Origin of the sequence: Nocardia sp. NPDC050435 (genome assembly GCF_040655395.1) — a bacterium.
In the GTDB taxonomy this organism is placed as follows: Bacteria; Actinomycetota; Actinomycetes; order Mycobacteriales; family Mycobacteriaceae; genus Nocardia.
This window is the reverse complement of the sequence record NZ_JBFAJW010000008.1, coordinates 237,621-257,375: the sequence shown is the minus strand read 5'-3', so window position 1 is coordinate 257,375 and position 19,755 is coordinate 237,621. Positions and strand designations below refer to the sequence as shown.

21 protein-coding genes are annotated in these 19,755 nt (G+C 69.4%); 17 read left to right on the top strand and 4 right to left on the bottom strand.

Annotated elements, in window-relative coordinates:
* Positions 1–4: 4 nt before the first annotated feature.
* Positions 5–625: a hypothetical protein gene (locus tag AB0I43_RS24930; RefSeq protein ID WP_356974358.1), complete on the top strand. Its 621-nt coding sequence runs from the start codon at positions 5–7 to the stop codon at positions 623–625.
* A gap of 9 nt (positions 626–634) precedes the next feature.
* On the opposite strand, the gene AB0I43_RS24925 is transcribed toward AB0I43_RS24930, so the two are convergent.
* On the bottom strand, positions 635–1,222 hold the full coding sequence (locus AB0I43_RS24925; RefSeq protein WP_356974359.1) for a hypothetical protein: 588 nt from the start codon (positions 1,220–1,222) through the stop codon (positions 635–637).
* A 32-nt stretch (positions 1,223–1,254) separates the two neighbouring features.
* Complete coding sequence (locus tag AB0I43_RS24920) at positions 1,255–2,124, bottom strand: LysR family transcriptional regulator (protein WP_356974360.1); 870 nt, start codon at positions 2,122–2,124, stop codon at positions 1,255–1,257.
* 114 nt (positions 2,125–2,238) lie between these two features.
* Here AB0I43_RS24920 and AB0I43_RS24915 point away from each other — a divergent pair, with 114 nt between their 5' ends.
* Genes AB0I43_RS24915 through AB0I43_RS24895 form a run of 5 tightly spaced genes read left to right on the top strand, consistent with a single transcriptional unit; the run spans position 2,239 to position 7,069 of the window.
* Complete coding sequence (locus AB0I43_RS24915) at positions 2,239–3,681, top strand: form I ribulose bisphosphate carboxylase large subunit (RefSeq protein WP_356974361.1); 1,443 nt, start codon at positions 2,239–2,241, stop codon at positions 3,679–3,681.
* An 11-nt stretch (positions 3,682–3,692) separates the two neighbouring features.
* On the top strand, positions 3,693–4,115 hold the full coding sequence (locus AB0I43_RS24910; RefSeq protein ID WP_356974362.1) for a ribulose bisphosphate carboxylase small subunit: 423 nt from the start codon (positions 3,693–3,695) through the stop codon (positions 4,113–4,115).
* Positions 4,105–5,079 carry an AAA family ATPase gene (locus AB0I43_RS24905; protein ID WP_356974363.1) on the top strand — a complete coding sequence of 325 codons (975 nt, stop codon included), beginning with the start codon at positions 4,105–4,107 and terminating at the stop codon, positions 5,077–5,079. The genes AB0I43_RS24910 and AB0I43_RS24905 overlap by 11 nt, the downstream gene beginning before the upstream one ends.
* Positions 5,080–5,089: 10 nt before the next feature.
* Entirely contained in the window at positions 5,090–6,178 is a 1,089-nt protein-coding gene (locus AB0I43_RS24900; protein ID WP_356974364.1) for a class 1 fructose-bisphosphatase, read from the top strand.
* A 12-nt stretch (positions 6,179–6,190) separates the two neighbouring features.
* On the top strand, positions 6,191–7,069 hold the full coding sequence (locus AB0I43_RS24895; protein WP_356974365.1) for a phosphoribulokinase: 879 nt from the start codon (positions 6,191–6,193) through the stop codon (positions 7,067–7,069).
* 3 nt (positions 7,070–7,072) lie between these two features.
* Here AB0I43_RS24895 and AB0I43_RS24890 read toward each other — a convergent pair whose 3' ends face one another.
* Together AB0I43_RS24890 and AB0I43_RS24885 are read right to left on the bottom strand one after the other, a co-directional pair.
* Positions 7,073–8,269, bottom strand: coding sequence for an FHA domain-containing protein (locus tag AB0I43_RS24890; RefSeq protein ID WP_356974366.1), 1,197 nt, complete (start codon positions 8,267–8,269; stop codon positions 7,073–7,075).
* 15 nt (positions 8,270–8,284) lie between these two features.
* On the bottom strand, positions 8,285–8,407 hold the full coding sequence (locus AB0I43_RS24885) for a hypothetical protein (protein ID WP_356974367.1): 123 nt from the start codon (positions 8,405–8,407) through the stop codon (positions 8,285–8,287).
* Positions 8,408–8,529: 122 nt separating this feature from the next.
* Here AB0I43_RS24885 and AB0I43_RS24880 point away from each other — a divergent pair, with 122 nt between their 5' ends.
* The 11 genes from AB0I43_RS24880 to nuoK all read left to right on the top strand — a co-directional run bounded on the left by AB0I43_RS24880 (position 8,530) and on the right by nuoK (position 19,754).
* The gene (locus AB0I43_RS24880; protein WP_356974368.1) at positions 8,530–8,940 is read left to right on the top strand and encodes a hypothetical protein; all 411 of its coding nucleotides are present in this window, start codon (positions 8,530–8,532) and stop codon (positions 8,938–8,940) included.
* Between the two features lie 412 nt (positions 8,941–9,352).
* Positions 9,353–9,733, top strand: a complete 381-nt coding sequence (locus tag AB0I43_RS24875; RefSeq protein ID WP_356974369.1) for an NADH-quinone oxidoreductase subunit A — start codon at positions 9,353–9,355, stop codon at positions 9,731–9,733.
* Positions 9,734–9,740: 7 nt separating this feature from the next.
* The gene (locus tag AB0I43_RS24870; RefSeq protein WP_356974370.1) at positions 9,741–10,295 is read left to right on the top strand and encodes an NADH-quinone oxidoreductase subunit B family protein; all 555 of its coding nucleotides are present in this window, start codon (positions 9,741–9,743) and stop codon (positions 10,293–10,295) included.
* Positions 10,292–11,059: an NADH-quinone oxidoreductase subunit C gene (locus AB0I43_RS24865; RefSeq protein WP_356974371.1), complete on the top strand. Its 768-nt coding sequence runs from the start codon at positions 10,292–10,294 to the stop codon at positions 11,057–11,059. Before AB0I43_RS24870 ends, AB0I43_RS24865 begins: the two co-directional genes overlap by 4 nt.
* Positions 11,059–12,360 carry an NADH-quinone oxidoreductase subunit D gene (locus AB0I43_RS24860; RefSeq protein WP_356974372.1) on the top strand — a complete coding sequence of 434 codons (1,302 nt, stop codon included), beginning with the start codon at positions 11,059–11,061 and terminating at the stop codon, positions 12,358–12,360. Before AB0I43_RS24865 ends, AB0I43_RS24860 begins: the two co-directional genes overlap by 1 nt.
* Positions 12,357–13,034: an NADH-quinone oxidoreductase subunit NuoE gene (gene nuoE / locus AB0I43_RS24855; protein WP_356974373.1), complete on the top strand. Its 678-nt coding sequence runs from the start codon at positions 12,357–12,359 to the stop codon at positions 13,032–13,034. The genes AB0I43_RS24860 and nuoE overlap by 4 nt, the downstream gene beginning before the upstream one ends.
* On the top strand, positions 13,031–14,353 hold the full coding sequence (nuoF, locus tag AB0I43_RS24850) for an NADH-quinone oxidoreductase subunit NuoF (RefSeq protein ID WP_356974374.1): 1,323 nt from the start codon (positions 13,031–13,033) through the stop codon (positions 14,351–14,353). Before nuoE ends, nuoF begins: the two co-directional genes overlap by 4 nt.
* Complete coding sequence (locus tag AB0I43_RS24845) at positions 14,350–16,812, top strand: NADH-quinone oxidoreductase subunit G (protein WP_356974375.1); 2,463 nt, start codon at positions 14,350–14,352, stop codon at positions 16,810–16,812. The genes nuoF and AB0I43_RS24845 overlap by 4 nt, the downstream gene beginning before the upstream one ends.
* Complete coding sequence (gene nuoH, locus AB0I43_RS24840; protein WP_356974376.1) at positions 16,805–18,637, top strand: NADH-quinone oxidoreductase subunit NuoH; 1,833 nt, start codon at positions 16,805–16,807, stop codon at positions 18,635–18,637. Before AB0I43_RS24845 ends, nuoH begins: the two co-directional genes overlap by 8 nt.
* Positions 18,634–19,458, top strand: coding sequence for an NADH-quinone oxidoreductase subunit J (locus AB0I43_RS24835; RefSeq protein WP_356974377.1), 825 nt, complete (start codon positions 18,634–18,636; stop codon positions 19,456–19,458). Before nuoH ends, AB0I43_RS24835 begins: the two co-directional genes overlap by 4 nt.
* Entirely contained in the window at positions 19,455–19,754 is a 300-nt protein-coding gene (gene nuoK, locus AB0I43_RS24830) for an NADH-quinone oxidoreductase subunit NuoK (RefSeq protein ID WP_029892786.1), read from the top strand. Before AB0I43_RS24835 ends, nuoK begins: the two co-directional genes overlap by 4 nt.
* Position 19,755: the final 1 nt, after the last annotated feature.

Sequence of the window (19,755 nt, the reverse complement as noted above, 5' to 3'; positions counted from 1 at the left end):
TCCCATGACCACCGAAGACACCGAAAAGCAGCCGGCCGCAGCGGTTCCGGCGGACGCCGCCAACGCGGAACCGGCAGCCGAATCCGCGCGCACCTGGACCATCCGGGTGCCCTCGGTCTCCGGCGCCGGCGGTGTGGTGCTGCGTGCCGCGGCGGCGCTGGTACTGGTCGCCGCGATCGCGGCCAGCATCTTCCTGTACCAGCGCAACGAGCACCACAAGAACCTGCTCGCCGCCGAAGCCGAGGCCAAGGCCGCGGCCTGCGCCTACGCCCCCGTCCTGGTGAACTACGACGCGAAGAAGCTCGACGACTATTTCGCCGCGGTCCTGGCCGGGGCCACCGGCGAGTGGCGCCAGCAGTTCGACGGCACCAGCAAGGATCTGCGCGAAGTCCTGGTCCAGGGCGAGGTGGTCGCCAAGTCCAGCGACGTGAAGTGCGCGATCCGCACCGCCGACGAGAACTCCGCGGAGGCCATCGTGGTCGTCGCCCAGACCATCACCAGCCTCGGCACCCAGGGCAAGCCCGCCCCCGGGCAGCTCTCGATGGTGATGCGCCTGGAACGCTCCGGCGACCGCTGGCTGGTGAACAAGCTCAATTCGCCGATGTCGCAGCTGCCGCAGTCCTGACCGGGGCCGTCAGAGTTTGACCACCTGGCGCACGATCCGATGGCCCAGCCGCGCGGCGAGTTCCTGCTGGAACTCCTCGGTCAGCGGCGGCCAGCCCCAGAATTCGAAGGCGAGCGCGCCCAGCGTGAACCCGGAGGACCAGTGCCAGTCGGCGACGGGGCTGGTCACCGCGCAGGCGGGGCAGGCCACGGCGCCGGCCCCGGTCTGCTGCCAGGCGGTGATCGCCGCCTCGAACGGGGCCCAGCGCTCGCGGTCGGGTTCGAACTGCCCGGCGGGATAGTCGATGATCACGGTGTCGGCCGCGCAGGCCGGGCAGCGCGCGGCATCGGGGGTGTCGCCGCCCTGGCCTTCGACGAACGCGTGCCGGCCCAGCGCGACGGCCACGGGCCCGGAGCCCCAGTCCTCCACGGTGATCCGCCGCCAGTGCGGCCCGGGCGTATAGCCCTGCTCCGCGTAGTCGCTGTACATGTCCTCCCGCGACAGCTCGCGGGTCAGAATGCCTTCGCCCACAAGCCAATCGAGGACGCGGGCCGCGAAGCGCGCCCCGTCCGACTCGGTGGCCTCGAGATCGACGATTCGTTCGCAGTACACACCCACCCCTGCATCTTGCCGGGTGCCGCGCGGGCCCGTCACGGCGGGTAGAACGCGTCCCCGCCGACCTGCCCGGGGTCCAGGATGTGGGCGAGGAACAGCCGGGTGGTGGGCGTCGGGGTGCCCGTGGTGATGGCGTGCCAGGGCCGGTCCAGCGGCGTGCCCTCGACCGGCAGGATGGCCAGCGTTCCGGCGGCGAGATCCTGTTCCACCGCGTCGCTGTGGATCAGCGTGACGCCCAGGCCCTCCCGGGCCGCGGCGAGCACCGCGCCGTGCGAACCGAGGGTCAGGGTGGGCGGATCCAGTTCGAGCTGGGTGAGCAGTTCATGGGTGGCGTCGCGGGTGCCCGAGCCGCGCCCGCGCAGCAGCCAGGTGCTGCGCAGCGGGTGCCGGTCCGGCGCGCCGACGACCACCAGCCGGCTGGGCCGCCGGGCCCGGGTGACCAGCGCGGCGTCCCGGGGCGGGCGGCCCGCGATCACCAGATCGCTTTCGTGGTGCTGCAATTCGACGAACAGCACGTCGCGCGGCTGCACGGACAGGCTGAGCTCCACCTCGGGGAAGCGCCGCCGGAACGAGGCCAGCGGCCGCAGCAGCACGTACTCCCCCGCCGTGGCGACGACGCCGATCCGCAGCCGCCCGGTCTCGGCCTGCTGCACCGCGGCGTGCGCCTCCTTCATCAGGCCCAGGATGCTGCGGCAGTAGCCCGCGTACACCCGGCCCGCCTCGGTCAGCGCGATGCCGCGCCCGGTCTTGGCGACGAGCTTGGCGCCCAGCTGCTTCTCGATGTGCGCGACGGCGGCGGAGACGGCCGCCTCGGTGACGTGCAGCTGGCCCGCGGCTTTGCGGATGCTGCCCTGGCGCGCGACGACCAGGAAGGTCTCCATCCGTGTCGCGCTGACCGCACCCATGGCTCCGACGGTAGCAAAACTTAAAGAAACGCTTGAGTATTCGCAGGAACAATCAAATTGTTTGTGATCTCTAGACGCCTCATCCTGGAAATCCCCACCAGCTCAGGAGGATTCATGGCCGAGGAAACCGAACGGGATCGCTGGGATCCGGGCGTACAGTCCTACGCGTCGATGGGATATTACGCACCCGACTATCAACCCTCGGACACCGATGTGCTGGCCTGCTTCCGGGTGACGCCGCAGCCGGGCGTGGACCCGATCGAGGCGGCGGCCGCGGTGGCGGGCGAATCCTCCACGGCCACCTGGACGGTGGTGTGGACCGACCGGCTCACCGCGCACTCGAAGTACCAGGCCAAGTGCTATCGGATCGACGAGGTGCCGGGCCGGCCCGGGGAGTACTTCGCCTATGTCGCCTACGATCTCGACCTGTTCGAGGAAGGCTCGATCACCAATCTCACCTCCTCGGTGATCGGCAACGTCTTCGGTTTCAAGCCGCTGCTGGCCCTGCGCCTCGAGGACATGCGCATTCCGGTCGCCTACGTCAAGACCTTCCAGGGCCCGCCGCACGGCACCGTGATGGAGCGCGAATACCTGAACAAGTACGGCCGCCCGCTGCTCGGCGCGACCGTGAAGCCCAAACTCGGCCTCTCGGCGCGCAATTACGGGCGCGTGGTCTACGAGGCCTGCATGGGCGGCCTGGATTTCACCAAGGACGACGAGAACATCAATTCCCAGCCGTTCATGCGCTGGCGCGACCGGTACCTGTACGCGATGGAGGGCGTGAACCGGGCGATGGCCGACACCGGCGAGATCAAGGGCCACTACCTCAACGTGACCGCGGCCTCCATGGAGCAGATGTACGAGCGGGCCGAATTCGCCAAGGAACTCGGCAGCGTCGTCATCATGATGGATCTGACCGTGGGCTACACCGCCATGCAGTCGATGTCGCACTGGGCGCGGCGCAACGGCGTGCTGCTGCACCTGCACCGGGCCGGGCACTCCACCTTCACCCGGCAGAAGACGCACGGCGTGAGCTTCCGGGTGCTGGCGAAGTGGTGCCGGTTGATCGGGGTGGATCACGTGCACGCGGGCACGGTCGTCGGCAAGCTGGAGGGCGATCCGGCGACCACCAAGGGGTTCTACGACACGTTGCGGGAGAACCACATTCCCGCGAATCCGGCCAACGGCATCTTCTTCGACCAGGATTGGGCCAGCCTGCCCGGGGTGATGCCGGTGGCCTCCGGCGGCATCCACGCCGGGCAGATGCATCAGCTGCTGGACCTGTTCCACGACGACGTGATCCTGCAGTTCGGCGGCGGCACCATCGGTCATCCGCTCGGCATCGCCGCGGGCGCGGAAGCCAACCGCGTCGCGCTCGAAGCCGTCGTCAAGGCCCGCAACGAGGGCCGCGATCTGCTGAAGGAAGGCCCCGAGGTGCTGCGCAAGGCGGCCGAGTGGAACCGCCCGCTCGAGGTCGCGCTGTCCACCTGGGGCGATGTCACCTTCGATTACACCTCCACCGACGCACCCGACGCGGTGCCCACGGCCTCGGTCTGAAAGGCGTGCTCATGTATCTGCGTCACGGAACCTTCTCGTATCTCCCGGAATTCAGCGACGCCGAGATCGCCGCGCAGGTGCGCTACGCCCTGCTCAACGGCTGGCCGGTGTCGGTGGAGTACACCGACGATCCGCACCCGCGCAACGCCTACTGGCAGATGTGGGGCCTGCCGCTGTTCGATCTCGACGAACCCGACGGCGTGCTCGCCGAGATCAACGCCTGCCGGGCCACCTTCCCCCGGCACTACGTGCGGGTGCTGGCCTACGACGCGCGCTACGGCCGCCAGACCACGGCGTTGAGCTTTCTCGTGCAGCGTCCCGCCACCGAGCCGGGTTTCGAGCTGACCCGCACCGAGGGCCCGGACCGCCGCCAGACCTACGGTCTGCGCTCCTACGCCACCGAGAAGCCGCAGGGCGCGCGGTATGGCGCCTGAGGCCAACGGCTTCCGGCTGCACCGGCCGGGCGCCGACGGGCCCCGGCCGGTACCGGCGCAGCCGGCGGAACCCCCGCCACCGCTGGATGAGGACGCGGTGCTGGATCTGTCGACCGACATCGCCGGTGACGACGTCGAGCTCACGCTGCGCCGCCTGGACGCGGAACTGGTCGGGCTGGCCAATGTGAAGCGCCGGGTGCGCGAGATCGCCGCGCTGCTGCTGATCGACCGGGCCCGGCAGCGTTTCGGCCTGGAGTCGGCGCGCCCGACCATGCACATGAGTTTCACCGGCGGCCCGGGCACCGGCAAGACCACGGTGGCGCTGCGCATGGCCGAGCTGCTGCACACCCTGGGCTACATCCGTAAACCCAAGGTGCACACCGTGACCCGCGACGATCTGGTCGGCCAGTTCATCGGGCACACCGCGCCCAAGACGAAGGAGGCGATCGCCAAGGCGGCCGGCGGCGTGCTGTTCATCGACGAGGCCTACTACCTGTTCCGCCCGGAGAACGAGCGCGACTACGGCCAGGAGGTCATCGAGATCCTGTTGCAGGAGATGGAGAACGAACGAGCCAGCCTGGTGGTCATCTTCGCGGGCTACCCGGATCGGATGGAGAAGTTCTTCTCCGCCAACCCCGGCCTGTCCTCCCGCGTCGCGCACCACCTGGAGTTCGCCGACTACACCCACGAGGAGCTGCTGGCCATCGCCGGACTCATGGTGACGGAACAGAACTTCCGCTTCGATCCCGCCGCGCGCGACGCGTTCTCGGAGTACCTGTCGCGCCGGATGGAGCGCCCGCGCTTCTCCAACGCCCGCAGCGTCCGCAACGCCCTGGACCGCTGCCGGCTGCGGCAGGCCAAACGGCTCGTCGAACTCCACCGCCCGCTCACCAAGTCCGACCTGATGACGCTGACCGATCGGGATGTCTACGGCAGCAGCGTTTTCGGAGGCCAGAGCCCATAGAAGCCGAGCCATGCCAGAAGGATTGAAGACCCTCACTCGCTACACGATCGAGGAGGAGCACCGGCATCCCGGATCGTCCGGTGAATTCTCCGCGCTGGTCAATGTCGTGGCCACGGCGACGAAGATGATCGCCAACCAGGTGACGCGGGGAGCGATCGTCGGCTCCCTGGGCCCGAGCGAGCCGGACAATCTGCCGCCGGCCGTGCACCGCAAGCTCGACGCCATCGCCAACGACATCATGGTGTCGGAAACACTGTGGACCGGCCATCTCTCGGGCCTGCTCTCCGAGCAGATGAGCGCGGTCCGGCCGGTGCCCGCCCAGCGGCGCGGCAAGTACCTGCTGGCGTTCGACCCGCTGGACGGTTCGTCGAACATCGACGTGAACCTGCCCGTCGGCACCATCTTCAGCGTGCTGCGCGCGCCGCCCGGGACCGGCGCGGACTCCTGCGACGCCGATTTCCTGCAGCCCGGCACCCAGCAGGTGTGCGCGGGCTTCACGCTGTACGGGCCGGCGACCATGCTGGTGCTCACCACCGGGCGCGGCGTCGACGGATTCACCCTGGACCGGGAGATCGGCGCGTTCGTGCTGACCCATCCGCGCATGCGCATTCCCGAGGAGACAACGGGTTTCGCGATCAACGCCGCCAACGAGCGGTTCTGGGAGCGGCCGGTGCGCCGCTACGTGCACGAGTGCCTCGACGGCGTGGACGGGCCGCGGGCCCGCGATTTCAACATGCGCTGGGTGGCCTCGCTGGTCGCGGACACCTTCCACATCCTCACCCGCGGCGGGGTCTACCTCTACCCCTACGACACCCGGCCGCCGCAGCGGCCCGGCCAGGTGGCGCTGCTCTACGGCGCGAACCCGATCGCGTTCATCGTCGAGCAGGCCGGCGGCTGGGCCACCACCGGCGGCGAACGGGTGCGCGAGGTGACGCCCACCCAGGTGCACCAGCGGGTTCCGTTCATCTTCGGCTCCCGCAACGAAGTGCAGCGCATCGAGCACTACCACAGCGAACCCGAGGAAGGCCCGCGCTTCGACAGCTCGCTGTTCGGTACCCGCTCCCTGTTCCGCCCCGCGGGCCGCGCCACACCGAGTTAGCCAGGAGCTGCCATGTCGGTCAAACACCCCGTCGTCGCGATCACCGGATCCTCGGGGGCGGGCACCACCAGTGTCACCCGCACCTTCCAGGAGATCTTCCGGCGCGAAGGCATCTACGCGGCGATCGTGGAGGGGGATTCGTTCCACCGCTACGACCGCAACGAGATGAAACTGGCCATGGCCGAGGCCGAGCAGAACCGCAACTTCACCTTCTCGCATTTCGGCGAGGAGGCGAATCTGCTGCCGGAGCTGGAGACGCTGTTCCGCGAATACGGGGAGACCGGGGTCGGCTCGGTGCGCAGATACCTGCACGACGATCAGGAGGCCAAGCCGTTCGGCCAGCCCGCGGGCACCTTCACGCCGTGGGAGGACCTGCCCCCCGGCAGCGATCTGCTCTTCTACGAGGGGCTGCACGGTGCGGCGATCACCGACAGCGTGAACGTCGCCCGCTACGCCGACCTGCTGGTGGGGGTGGTGCCGATCGTCAACCTCGAATGGATCCAGAAGGTCTTCCGGGACAAGACCGAACGCGGCTATTCCAGCGAGGCCGTGATCGACACCATCCTGCGCCGCATGCCCGACTACGTGAAATACATCTGCCCGCAGTTCTCCCACACCTACGTCAACTTCCAGCGCGTCCCCACCGTCGACACCTCGAACCCGTTCATCGCCCGCAGCATCCCCACCGCCGACGAGAGCTTCGTCGTCATCCGCTTCGCCGACCCCAAGGTGATCGACTTCCCGTATCTGCTCTCGATGCTGCACGACTCGTTCATGTCCCGCCCGAACTGCATCGTGGTCCCCGGCGGCAAGATGGATCTGGCCATGCAGCTGATCTTCACGCCGCTGATCCTGCGACTGATGGACAAGCGCCCCAAACGCTCGCGCTGAGCCTCAGAGCTGACCGTGCTGGGAATCGAAAGTGGCGGTGCGCGCGCCGAGCAGGATCTGCGCGCCCGGCCGCAGCGGGTGCCGATGACCGGGCGTCACCCGGATCCAGTCGGGGTGACCGGGATTGCGCAGATGGGTGCCGTTGGCCGACCCGCAGTCCAGCACCGTGACGTCCCAGTCGACGAGCCGGATCTCGGCGTGCGTGCGCGACATGCCGCCCGAGGCGTCCTCCAGCCGGACGGGGCGGGCGCCGCGCCGCGCGGCGGCGGAGTGCTCGGGTTCGCGGCCCAGCACGCAGTCGGCGTCCAGGATGATGATGGTGCCGTCGTCGAACAGCAGCAGGCCCAGGGGCGGGCGGACGCCGTCGGTGAGCACACCGGTGACCTGGTCCATCCGGATGCCGCAGACGGCGCAGAAGGTGACCCGCGGATCGTTGTGGTGCTGGCGGGCGCATTTGCAGCCCTTGACGATCGCCGGTCCGCTCACCGGTCCGGAGGGCACGCTGTCGCGCGCCCGGCCACCCGGCGGCGGTAGGGCGGGCATGGCGTCGGGTGTGGGTATCGCGTCCGGGAGCGGGTCGGGCACCGGCTTGGACAGCGACCGCGCCCGCACCACCGCGCGATCGGCGGCGGGGCGGGCCGGATCACGCGTGGTGAGCCGCTCGTCCGGCGGCCGGTGCACGGGCTCGCCGTACCAGAGCACACCGCCGGAGCCGGGCACCGCGCCCGCCGTCAAGGTGCCGACGCCACGCACTCCCGGCAGGTCGAACTGCTGATCGCCCTCGTCGACGAACACGCCCGCGCCGATCTCCGGTGCGGGAATCACCAGGCGGTCCACCGTGAATCCGGCTTCGCCGCCGCGCAGCACCTCGGCGCGTTCGGCGCCGGCGAGCACCGCCGTCACCCCGCCGTAGAGGAACACCGCGAGCCCGGCCTCGGTCGGCGAGAGCACACCGAACTCGACCACCTCCCCGTCGCCGAGGCCCATCAACCAGTTGGTCGCCAAGCGCGCGAAGGCTTTTCCGCTGCGCCGCGGCTCCGCCTTCGCGGCCGCGCGCACCAGCCCCTGCACGTCGAGCAAGGTCGAGCCGGCCGCCGAGCTCTTGGTGGGCGGCGCGTCCTCGCGGTTGGCGACCACGATCAGCACGCCGTCGACACAGGCGACCAGATGTGTGCCGGCGAGCACCTCGATGTCCGCCATCGGCTTCCCCTCCACCTACCAGAACCCGCCCCCGTTGCCGCGCCGGCGGGGACGACGGACCGGAATGCCCGCCGCCCGCACCGGTCGATCGTCCCAGACCTCCGTCCCGATCAGCGCCCGGGTCGGATCTGCGCGCATGGGCCGGATGCTACCGGCAGAAACCTAAGGGACGCTTGGGATCTAGCGGCCGGCCTCGCGACGCGCGGACGGATCTCGCCAACCTGCCACGCCGTGACCATCGCCGGACGTACCATCCTCGCGTGGCCGACGCGAACCGTTCCACCCCCTTGCGGGTGCTGGTCTACAGCAATGATGCCGATACCCGGCGCCAGGTGACGATGGCGCTGGGCAAGCAGCCGCATCCGGAACTACCGGAATTCGAGTACCTGGAGGTCGCCACCGGACCGGTGGTGATCGCCCAGATGGACGCGGGGGGCGTCGATCTGGCGATCCTGGACGGCGAATCGGTGCCCTCGGGCGGGCTGGGTATCGCCAAGCAGCTCAAGGACGAGATCGAGCACTGCCCACCGGTTCTGGTGCTCACCGGGCGGCCCGACGACGCCTGGCTGGCGAACTGGTCGCGCGCCGAGGCCGCGGTCTCGCACCCGATCGATCCGATCGCCCTCACCGACACCGTGGTGACCCTGCTGCGCAATCGCGCCGCCGCTTGATCTTTCACGATCAATAGCATTTCCACATTTCACGATCGCCGCCGCGCCTGCGGCGTCGCTTCAGCGACCCATGAGCTACCTCGGTCAATGAGGGTGGCGGCACGCGGCGGCGATCGACTGCGTCGTGCGCAACTCATCGGCAGCACCAATACCGCTGAGTAGTAACGGCATATCAGACACCCCGGATCCACCTCGGCGTTCGTCACGTGACATCCGAACTGGATTACCACCGTTTCTGTCATGAATCGCAGTTCCAGATTCGATCAAACCGGGGAACCAATCGGGTAGCCTGCCCCCCGTTCAGTTGTAGTCTGTGCCGTAGCTCACATGAGCCCGGGCACGGTATCAGCCCCGCCCCGACCGACCGGTCGACATTCACCCGTCCCAGCTCACAAGGAGGGGAACCGATCTCGTGAATATGGAGATGCCCACCCTCGTTCTCGGCGCGGTAGCCGCCGCGTTCGCCGTCTTCTCGATCGTCATGGCTTCGCTGATCGGGCCGAAACGCTACAACCGATCCAAGCTCGCGGCCTATGAATGCGGTATCGAACCCACGCCGCACGCCGTCTCCGGCGGCCCCGGAAACGCTGCGGGGCAGCGCTTCCCGGTGAAGTACTACCTCACCGCCATGCTCTTCATCATCTTCGATATCGAGATCGTCTTCCTCTACCCCTGGGCCGTGCACTTCGACTCGCTCGGCTTCTTCGGCTTCGCGGCCATGGCCCTGTTCGTCGTCAATGTCTCCGTCGCCTATGCCTACGAGTGGAGCCGTGGCGGGCTCAGTTGGGACTGAAAAGATCATGGGTCTCGAAGAAAAACTGCCCAGCGGCTTCCTGCTGAGCACCGTGGAGGACTTCGCCGGCTACCTGCGCAAGGGTTCGCTGTGGCCGGCCACCTTCGGCCTGGCCTGCTGCGCCATCGAGATGATGGCCACGGGCGCGGGCCGTTTCGACCTCGCCCGGTTCGGCATGGAAGTCTTCCGCGCCTCGCCCCGCCAGGCCGATCTGATGATCGTCGCCGGGCGGGTCAGCCAGAAGATGGCGCCGGTGCTGCGCCAGGTCTACGACCAGATGCCCGAGCCGAAATGGGTTCTGGCCATGGGTGTTTGCGCCTCCTCCGGCGGCATGTTCAACAACTACGCGATCGTGCAGGGCGTCGATCACGTGGTGCCGGTCGACATCTACCTGCCCGGCTGCCCGCCGCGGCCGGAGATGCTGATGAACGCGATCATCACCCTGCACAACAAGATCCAGGAGACGCCGCTCGGGGTGAACCGGGAGGAAGCGATCCGGGCCGCCGAGCAGGCCGCGCTGGCCTCGACCCCGACCATCCGGATGGAGGGTCTGTTGCGATGACCTTCGACACCCCGCGAGACACCCAGCACCGCACCGAGACCGACGCCGCCGCGACCGCGGGCCCGGAGGGCACGCTCCCGCCGGACCAGCCGCAGGCCGGCGGCGAGGAGGTGATCGGCGTGCGGCACGGCATGTTCGGCAACACCGGCACCGGCGACACCTCCGGCTACGGCCGCCTGGTCCGCCCGGTCGCCCTGCCCGGCGGCAGCCACCCGCCCTACGGCGGGTACTTCGACGAGGTCGTCGCCGCGCTGCGCGCCGCCCTGGCCGCCACCGACCTCGCGCTCGAGACCGCGCTGGAGAAGATCGTCGTCTTCCGCGGCCAGCTCACCCTGCACGTGCGGCGCGAGCACCTGATCGCCGTCGCGCAGGCGCTGCGCGATTACGCCGCACTGCGTTTCGAGCTCTGCCTCGGCGCCAGCGGCGTGCACTACCCGGAGGACGCGGGCCGCGAGCTGCACGCGGTCTACCCGCTGATGTCGATCACGCACAACCGCCGGCTGCGCCTCGAGGTCTCCGCGCCCGACGCGGACCCGCACATCCCGTCGCTGTTCGCGGTGTACCCCACCGTGGACTGGCACGAGCGCGAGACCTACGACTTCTTCGGCATCATCTTCGACGGCCATCCGTCGCTGACCCGCATCACCATGCCGGACGACTGGCGCGGTCACCCCCAGCGCAAGGACTACCCGCTCGGCGGGATCCCGGTCGAATACAAGGGCGCGCGTATCCCGCCGCCCGACGAGCGGAGGGCATACAGCTAGTGAACGACATCGACACTTTCCCCACGGTCACCGTTGCCGGACAGGACTGGGACCAGGTCTCGGGATCGCTGGACGGCACGGCCGAGGAACGCATCGTCGTCAATCTGGGCCCGCAGCACCCGTCCACACACGGCGTGCTGCGGCTCATCCTGGAGATCGAGGGCGAAACCGTCGTCGAGGCCCGCTGCGGCATCGGCTACCTGCACACCGGCATCGAGAAGAACCTCGAGTTCCGCAACTGGACCCAGGGCGTCACCTTCGTCACCCGGATGGACTACCTGTCGCCGTTCTTCAACGAGGCCGCCTACTGCCTCGGCGTGGAATCGCTGCTCGACATCACCGAGCAGATTCCCGAGCGCGCCAGCGTGATTCGCGTCCTGCTGATGGAGTTGAACCGCATCTCCTCGCATCTGGTGGCGCTGGCCACCGGCGGCATGGAGCTGGGCGCGCTCACCCCCATGCTGTTCGGTTTCCGGGAACGCGAGCTGATCCTCGACGTCTTCGAGACCATCACCGGCCTGCGGATGAACCACGCCTACATCCGTCCCGGCGGCCTGGCCCAGGACCTGCCCGACGACGGCGTGCAGAAGGTGCGCGAACTGCTCGCCCTGCTGCCGAAACGACTGCGGGACATGGAGCACCTGCTCACCCAGAACCCCATCTGGAAGGCGCGCACCCAGGACATCGGCTATCTCGACCTGACCGGCTGCATGGCGCTGGGCATCACCGGTCCCTGCCTGCGCGCCACCGGTCTGCCGCACGACCTGCGCAAGTCCCAGCCCTACTGCGGTTACGAGACCTACGAATTCGACATCCCCACCACCACGGGCTGCGACTGCTACGGCCGCTACCTGATCCGGGTGGAGGAGATGAAGGAGTCGCTCAAGATCGTCGAGCAGTGCCTGGACCGGCTGCGGCCGGGCCCGGTCATGGTCGAGGACAAGAAGATCGCCTGGCCGGCCGACCTGCAACTCGGCCCGGACGGACTCGGCAACTCCCCCAAGCACATCGGCAAGATCATGGGCACGTCCATGGAGGGACTCATCCACCACTTCAAACTGGTCACCGAGGGCATCCGGGTCCCCGCGGGTCAGGTGTACACGGCCCTGGAATCCCCGCGCGGCGAACTCGGCGTGCACATGGTCAGCGACGGCGGCACCCGGCCCTACCGCGTGCACTATCGCGACCCCTCGTTCACGAATCTGCAAGCGGTGGCGGCGATGTGCGAGGGCGGCATGATCGCCGACGTGATCGCGGCGGTCGCCAGCATCGATCCGGTGATGGGCGGTGTGGACCGATGACGGAGATCCTGCTCAAGCTCTCGACGCGGCCCGAGCCGTTCCCGCTCGACGTGCGGGAACGGCTCGAAGTCGAGGCCAAGGCGATCATGGCGCGCTACCCGGTGGCGCGCTCGGCGCTGCTGCCGATGCTGCACCTGATGCAGGCCGAGGAGGGGTTCGTCTCGGGCACCGGGATCGATCTCTGCGCCGAGCTGCTGGGACTGACGGGCGCGGAGGTCACCGCGGTCGCGACGTTCTACTCCATGTTCCGGCGCACGCCGACCGGCGAATACCACGTCGGCGTCTGCACCAACACGCTGTGCGCGGTCATGGGCGGCGACGCGATTCTGGCGCTGCTGGAACAGCATCTGGGCATCACGCACGGCCAGACCACCGAGGACGGCGCGATCACCCTCGAGCACATCGAGTGCAACGCGGCCTGCGATTTCGCGCCGGTCGTGATGGTGAACTGGGAGTTCTTCGACAACCAGACCCCGGAGTCGGCGCAGGCCCTGGTCGACGCGCTGCGCACCGGTCAGGCGGTGACCCCGACCCGGGGCGCGACGCTGTGCACGTTCAAGCAGACCGCCCGCATCCTCGCCGGCTTCCCGGACGAGCGCCCCGGCGTGCTCGACGGCCCGGCGGGCGAGGCCACGCTGGCCGGGCTGACAGTCGCGCGGGAGGAGAACGCATGACCACCGCACTGACCCCGGTGCTCTCGCGCTACTGGGACGACCCCGAGTCCTGGACGATCGACACCTACGCCCGCCACGACGGCTACCAGGCGCTGCGCAAAGCGCTGCGGATGGACCCGGACCAGGTCATCCAGACCGTCAAGGACGCGGGCCTGCGCGGCCGCGGCGGCGCGGGCTTCCCCACCGGCCTGAAGTGGGGCTTCATCCCGCAGGGCCCCGGCCCCGACGGCGTCACCAAACCGCACTACCTGGTGGTCAACGCCGACGAGTCCGAACCCGGGACCTGCAAGGACATTCCGCTCATGCTGTCGAGCCCGCACGCGCTGATCGAGGGCGTGATCATCGGCTCCTACGCGATCCGGGCGAACACCGCGTTCATCTACGTCCGCGGCGAGGTGGTGCCGGTGCTGCGCCGGTTGCAGGCCGCGGTCGAACAGGCTTATGCCGCAGGCTATCTCGGCCGCAACATCCTCGGCTCGGGTTACGACCTGGAGCTGGTCGTGCACGCGGGCGCGGGCGCCTATATCTGCGGCGAGGAGACCGCGCTGCTGGATTCGCTGGAGGGCCGGCGCGGCCAGCCCCGGCTGCGCCCGCCGTTCCCGGCCGTCGCGGGCCTCTACGCCTGCCCGACCGTGGTCAACAACGTGGAGTCCATCGCCTCGGTGCCGCCGATCCTGCTCAACGGCATCGAGTGGTTCCGGTCCATGGGCAGCGAGAAGTCACCCGGGTTCACCCTCTACTCGCTGTCCGGGCACGTCGCCCGGCCGGGGCAATACGAAGCGCCCCTGGGCATCACGCTGCGCGAACTGCTCGGCTACGCGGGCGGCGTGCGCGCCGGGCACACCGTGAAGTTCTGGACGCCGGGCGGTTCCTCCACCCCGCTGTTCACCGACGAGCACCTCGACGTCCCGCTCGATTACGAGGGCGTGGCGGCCGCCGGATCCATGCTCGGCACCAAGGCCCTGCAGATCTTCGACGACACCACCTGCGTGGTGCGCGCCGTGCTGCGCTGGACCGAGTTCTACGCCCACGAGTCCTGCGGCAAGTGCACGCCCTGCCGCGAAGGCACCTACTGGCTGGTCCAGTTGCTGAAGCGGATCGAGGCGGGCCGCGGTTCGGAGGCGGATCTGGGCAAGCTGCTCGACATCAGCGACACCATCAACGGCAAGTCGTTCTGCGCGCTCGGCGACGGCGCGGCCAGCCCCATCATCTCCTCGCTGAAGTTCTTCCGCGAGGAGTACATCGAGCACGTGCGCTCGGGTGGCTGTCCGTTCGATCCGGCGCGCAGCACCGCCTGGGCGGAAGGAGTGGCGAAATGACCGCCACAGTGAGCTCCAACGACAGCGGGCTGGTGCCCGCGGATCTGGTGACCGTCACCATCGACGGCACCTCGGTCAGCGTGCCCGCGGGCACGCTGGTGATCCGGGCCGCCGAACTCGTCGGCATCCAGATCCCCCGCTTCTGCGACCACCCGCTGCTGGAGCCGGTCGGCGCCTGCCGCCAGTGCATCGTCGAGGTGGAGGGCCAGCGCAAGCCGGTCGCCTCCTGCACCCAGGTCGTCGCCGACGGCATGGTGGTGCGCACCCAGCTCACCTCCGAGGTCGCCGACAAGGCCCAGGAGGGGGTGATGGAGCTGCTGCTCATCAACCACCCCCTGGACTGCCCGGTCTGCGACAAGGGCGGCGAATGCCCGCTGCAGAACCAGGCGATGTCCTCCGGCCGCCCCGAGACCCGCTTCGACGGCGTGAAACGCACCTACCCCAAGCCGATTCCGCTGTCCTCGGCGGTGCTGCTGGACCGGGAACGCTGCGTGCTCTGCGCCCGCTGCACCCGGTTCTCCCAGCAGGTGGCCGGTGACCCGTTCATCGAACTGATGGATCGCGGTGCGCTGCAACAGGTCGGCACCGCCCAGGCCGAGCCGCTGGACTCCTACTTCTCCGGCAACACCGTGCAGATCTGCCCGGTCGGCGCGCTCACCGGCACCAGCTACCGGTTCCGGGCCCGCCCGTTCGACCTGGTGTCCAGCCCCAGCGTGTGCGAGCACTGCGCCTCCGGCTGCGCCCAGCGCACCGACCACCGGCGCGGAAAAGTGCTGCGCCGCCTGGCCGGTGACGATCCGCAGGTGAACGAGGAGTGGAACTGCGACAAGGGCCGCTGGGCCTTCGCCTATGCCACCGAACGCGACCGCATCACCACCCCGCTGGTGCGCGGCTGGGACGGCACCCTGCAACCCGCCTCCTGGTCGCAGGCGCTGGCGGCCGCGGCGGGCGGCCTGGCCGGGGCCTTCGGCAACGCGGGCGTGCTGGTCGGCGGGCGCGTCACCGAGGAAGACGCCTACGCCTACAGCAAGTTCACCCGGATCGCGCTGGGCAGCAACGACATCGACTTCCGCAGCCGGACGCACTCGGCCGAGGAGGCGGACTTCCTGGCCGCGCGCGTCGCCGGCCAGGGCGTCACCGTCGACTACGACAGCCTCGAGCGCGCCCCGATCGTGCTGCTCGCCGGTCTCGAACCGGAGGAGGAGTCGCCGATCATCTACCTGCGGCTGCGCAAGGCGGCCCGCAAGCGCGGCCTGCCCGTGTACGCGCTGGCCCCCTACGCCACGCGCGGTCTGGAGCGCATGTCCGGCACCCTGCTGCCGACCGTGCCCGGCGCGGAACCCCATGTGCTGGAAGCACTCCGGACCGGAGCCGCCGAGATCGCCGACAACGCCGGGCGGCTGCTGCGGCAGCCCGGCGCGGTCATCCTGGTCGGCGAACGGCTCGCCGGGATCCCCGGCGCGCTCTCGGCCGCGGTGCACCTGGCCGACGAGACCGGCGCGGCCCTGGCCTGGGTGCCGCGCCGGGCCGGCGAACGCGGCGCGGTGGAGGCCGGCGCGCTGCCCGGCCTGCTGCCCGGCGGCCGTCCGGTCGCCGATCCGGCCGCGCGCCACCAGGTCCGGGAAGCCTGGAACGTCACCGAACTGCCCGCGACTCCCGGCCGCGACACCGCCGGCATCCTCGACGCGGCCGCGGGCCTGGGCGCGCTGATCGTCGGCGGCGTCGACATCACCGACCTGCCCGACCCCAGCGCCGCGCTCGCCGCGATCGACGCCGCCCGCTTCGTGGTCAGCCTGGAACTGCGGCACGGCCCGGTCACCGACCGGGCCGACGTCGTGTTCCCGGTCGCCACCGCGATGGAGAAGGCCGGCACCTTCCGCACCTGGGAGGGCCGCCCGCGCCGGTTCGAGGCCGCACTCGGCGAATCCATGGTGACCCGCACGCCCGCACCGCTGTCCGACGGCCGGGTGCTGCACGCCATCGCCGACGAGATGCGGGTGCGGCTCGGCCTGCCCGACGCCGCCGCCGCGCGCGCCGAACTCGCCGAACTCGGCGTGTGGGACGGCCAGCCCGTGCCCGACCCGGCGCATCGCCCGCATCCGATCACCCAGCCCACCGCCGGCACCGCGGTGCTCGCCTCCTGGCACATGCTGCTGGACCAGGGCCGCATGCAGGACGGCGAACCCAACCTGGCCGGCATCGCCCGCCCGGCGGTGCTGCGGCTCTCGGCGGCCACCGCCGCCGAGATCGGCGCCGCCGACACCGATCTCGTCACCGTCGGCACCCCGCGCGGCCTGATCACGCTGCCGCTGACGATCACCGCGATGCCCGACGGCGTGGTGTGGCTGCCGCAGAACTCGCCGGGCTGCTCGATCACCGAACAGCTCGCCACCGCGCCCGGCGGCGTCGTCGAGATCCGCCGGGCCGATGAGAGGATGAAGGAACATCGCCATGAGTGACCTGTCCCTCTTCGGCCACGATCCGATGTGGCTGATCATCGCGAAATCCCTGGGTATCTTCGTCTTCCTGCTACTGACCCTGATGGTCGCGGTGGTCGCGGAACGAAAGATCGTGGCGCGCATGCAGATGCGCATCGGCCCGAACCGGGTCGGTCCCTTCGGATCGCTGCAGGCGGTCGCCGACGGCGTCAAGATGGCCCTCAAAGAGGACATCGTGCCCGCGCTCGTCGACAAGCCCATCTACATCCTGGCGCCGATCATCGCGGTCATCCCGGCGTTCATGGCCTTCGGGGTGATCCCGCTCGGCGGCGAGGTCTCCATCGCCGGCGAGCGCACCGCGCTGCAGCTGACCGACATGCCGGTGGCCGTGCTGTACATCCTCGCGATCACCTCCATCGGCGTGTACGGGATCGTGCTGGCCGGCTGGGCCTCCGGGTCGACCTACCCGTTGCTGGGCGGCCTGCGCTCGACCGCGCAGGTGATCTCCTACGAGATCGCGATGGCCCTGTGCTTCGCGGCGGTGTTCCTGCACGCGGGCACCATGTCCACCTCGGGCATCGTCTCCGCGCAGCATCCGACCTGGTTCGTGTTCCTGCTGCTGCCCTCGTTCCTGATCTACTGCGTCGCCATGGTCGGCGAGACCAACCGCGCGCCCTTCGACCTCCCCGAGGCCGAGGGCGAACTGGTCGGCGGCTTCCACACCGAGTACTCCTCGCTCAAGTTCGCCATGTTCATGCTCGCCGAATACGTGAACATGGTGACCGTCTCCGCGCTCGCCACCACGCTGTTCCTCGGCGGCTGGCACGCGCCGTGGCCGTTCAACATGATCCCGGGGGCCGACTCCGGCTGGCTGGGCCTGGTGTGGTTCGCCGCCAAGGTGTGGACCTTCCTGTTCGTGTTCATCTGGCTGCGCGGCACGCTGCCCCGCATGCGCTACGACCAGTTCATGGGCCTGGGCTGGAAACTGCTGATCCCGATGTCGCTGCTGTGGGTCATGCTGGTGGCCGGCGCACGGGTGGCCGAGGCCGAGGGCCTGCGCATCCAGACCCCGACGCTGGTGATCGGCGGCCTCATCCTGACCGCGTTGATGATCGCGCTGTTCCTGCGGGCCGGGCGCAAACCCGGCCTGCCGCCACTGGCCGAGGAGCCGGTGACGACGGCGGAATCCGGTGTGTTCCTGGGCTTCCCGACACCGCCGCTGCCCGCCGACGTCGTGCACCTCGACAACGCCAAGGGCAATCCGCTGGAACCGCTGTCCGGCTTCGCGGTCACCGCGCTGACCATGTTCAAGAAGGTCAACACCGAGCAGTACCCGGAACAGAAGGTGCCGACGGCGCCGCGTTACCACGGGCGGCACCAGCTCAACCGGCACCCCGACGGCCTGGAGAAGTGCATCGGCTGCGAGCTCTGCGCGTGGGCCTGCCCCGCCGACGCCATCTTCGTCGAAGGCGCGGACAACGCCGAGGGCGAACGCTTCTCGCCGGGTGAGCGCTACGGGCGCGTCTACCAGATCAACTACCTGCGCTGCATCGGCTGTGGCCTGTGCATCGAGGCGTGCCCGACCCGGGCGCTGACGATGACCAACGACTACGAGCTCACCGACGACAACCGGGCGGATCTGATCTACGAGAAGACCGACCTGCTCGCCCCGCTGCAAGCGGGGATGCAGGCGCCGCCGCACGCCATGCACCCCGGCAGCACCGAGGGCGACTACTACCGCGGCACGATTCCCGGCGGCGTCCCGGCGGTCGATCCGATCTCCGACGAACCCGTCGGCCGGGACCTCGAGCCGACGGCGGTCGGGACCGAAGGAGTCGCACGGTGAACGAATTCCTCTTGGCGGCCGAGCCTTTGACGCAGACCGGCACCGGCGAAGCCGTGCAGTTCTGGATCCTCGCCCCGCTGGCCGTGCTCGGCGCGCTCGGCATGGTGTTCTCGGCCAAGGCCGTGCACTCCGCGATCTGCCTGGCGGCCACCATGATCGCGCTCGCGGTCATGTACATCGCCCAGGACGCCCTGTTCCTGGGCGTGGTGCAGATCGTGGTCTACACCGGCGCGGTCATGATGCTGTTCCTGTTCGTGCTCATGCTGGTCGGCGTCGACTCCGCGGAATCGCTGAAGGAGACGATCAAGGGCCAGCGCGCCGCCGCCGGCGCGGTCGGCGTCGGCTTCGGCATCCTGTTCATGAGCGGCATCGCCAACGGGATCCAGAACTCCGGAATCACCTTCCCCGCCACGGGTTTCGCCGGGCGCGACGTGATCGGCGAACTCGCCGAGCTGATCTTCGTGAAGTACGTCTGGGCGTTCGAGCTCACCGGCGCGCTGCTCATCGCCGCCACCATCGGCGCCATGGTGCTCGCGCACCGCGATCAGCTCGAACCGAAACCAGGCCAGCGCGAAATGTCGCGGATGCGCTTCCGCGACGGCAAGAGCCGGGCCACCCCGCTGCCCACCCCGGGCGTGTACGCGCGGCACAACGCCGTCGACATTCCGGCGCGGCTGCCCGACGGCTCCTTCGAAGAACACTCGGTCAGCACCATCCTGCGGCACCGCCGGCACCGGGCGCTGACCGAGGCGGCGGTCATCTCGGTCGGCTCCGAGCCGGTCGAGGACAACTCTGAGGCAGACGAGGAAGGCAAGCGGTGAACCCTGAGAACTACCTGTTCCTGTCCGCCCTGCTGTTCACCATCGGCGCGGCGGGAGTGCTGTTGCGGCGCAACGCCATCGTGGTGTTCATGTGCATCGAGCTGATGCTGAACGCGGTCAACCTGGCGTTCGTCACCTTCGCCCGGCTGCACGCCAACCTCGACGGCCAGGTCTTCGCGTTCTTCACGATGGTGGTCGCCGCGGCCGAAGTCGTGGTCGGACTCGCGATCATCATGACCATCTTCCGCGCCCGCCGCTCGACCTCGGTCGACGACGCCAACCTGCTGAAGTTCTGAC

Bases quoted from the DNA above. Each gene is read 5' to 3' on its own strand.
- AB0I43_RS24930 (WP_356974358.1), top strand. From the start codon at position 5: ATGACCACCGAAGACACCGAAAAGCAGCCGGCCGCAGCGGTTCCGGCG.
- AB0I43_RS24920 (WP_356974360.1), bottom strand. From the start codon at position 2,124: ATGGGTGCGGTCAGCGCGACACGGATGGAGACCTTCCTGGTCGTCGCG.
- AB0I43_RS24915 (WP_356974361.1), top strand. From the start codon at position 2,239: ATGGCCGAGGAAACCGAACGGGATCGCTGGGATCCGGGCGTACAGTCC.
- AB0I43_RS24910 (WP_356974362.1), top strand. From the start codon at position 3,693: ATGTATCTGCGTCACGGAACCTTCTCGTATCTCCCGGAATTCAGCGAC.
- AB0I43_RS24905 (WP_356974363.1), top strand. From the start codon at position 4,105: ATGGCGCCTGAGGCCAACGGCTTCCGGCTGCACCGGCCGGGCGCCGAC.
- AB0I43_RS24900 (WP_356974364.1), top strand. From the start codon at position 5,090: ATGCCAGAAGGATTGAAGACCCTCACTCGCTACACGATCGAGGAGGAG.
- AB0I43_RS24895 (WP_356974365.1), top strand. From the start codon at position 6,191: ATGTCGGTCAAACACCCCGTCGTCGCGATCACCGGATCCTCGGGGGCG.
- AB0I43_RS24890 (WP_356974366.1), bottom strand. From the start codon at position 8,269: ATGGCGGACATCGAGGTGCTCGCCGGCACACATCTGGTCGCCTGTGTC.
- AB0I43_RS24885 (WP_356974367.1), bottom strand. From the start codon at position 8,407: ATGCGCGCAGATCCGACCCGGGCGCTGATCGGGACGGAGGTCTGGGAC.
- AB0I43_RS24870 (WP_356974370.1), top strand. From the start codon at position 9,741: ATGGGTCTCGAAGAAAAACTGCCCAGCGGCTTCCTGCTGAGCACCGTG.
- AB0I43_RS24865 (WP_356974371.1), top strand. From the start codon at position 10,292: ATGACCTTCGACACCCCGCGAGACACCCAGCACCGCACCGAGACCGAC.
- nuoE (WP_356974373.1), top strand. From the start codon at position 12,357: ATGACGGAGATCCTGCTCAAGCTCTCGACGCGGCCCGAGCCGTTCCCG.
- nuoF (WP_356974374.1), top strand. From the start codon at position 13,031: ATGACCACCGCACTGACCCCGGTGCTCTCGCGCTACTGGGACGACCCC.
- AB0I43_RS24845 (WP_356974375.1), top strand. From the start codon at position 14,350: ATGACCGCCACAGTGAGCTCCAACGACAGCGGGCTGGTGCCCGCGGAT.
- nuoH (WP_356974376.1), top strand. From the start codon at position 16,805: ATGAGTGACCTGTCCCTCTTCGGCCACGATCCGATGTGGCTGATCATC.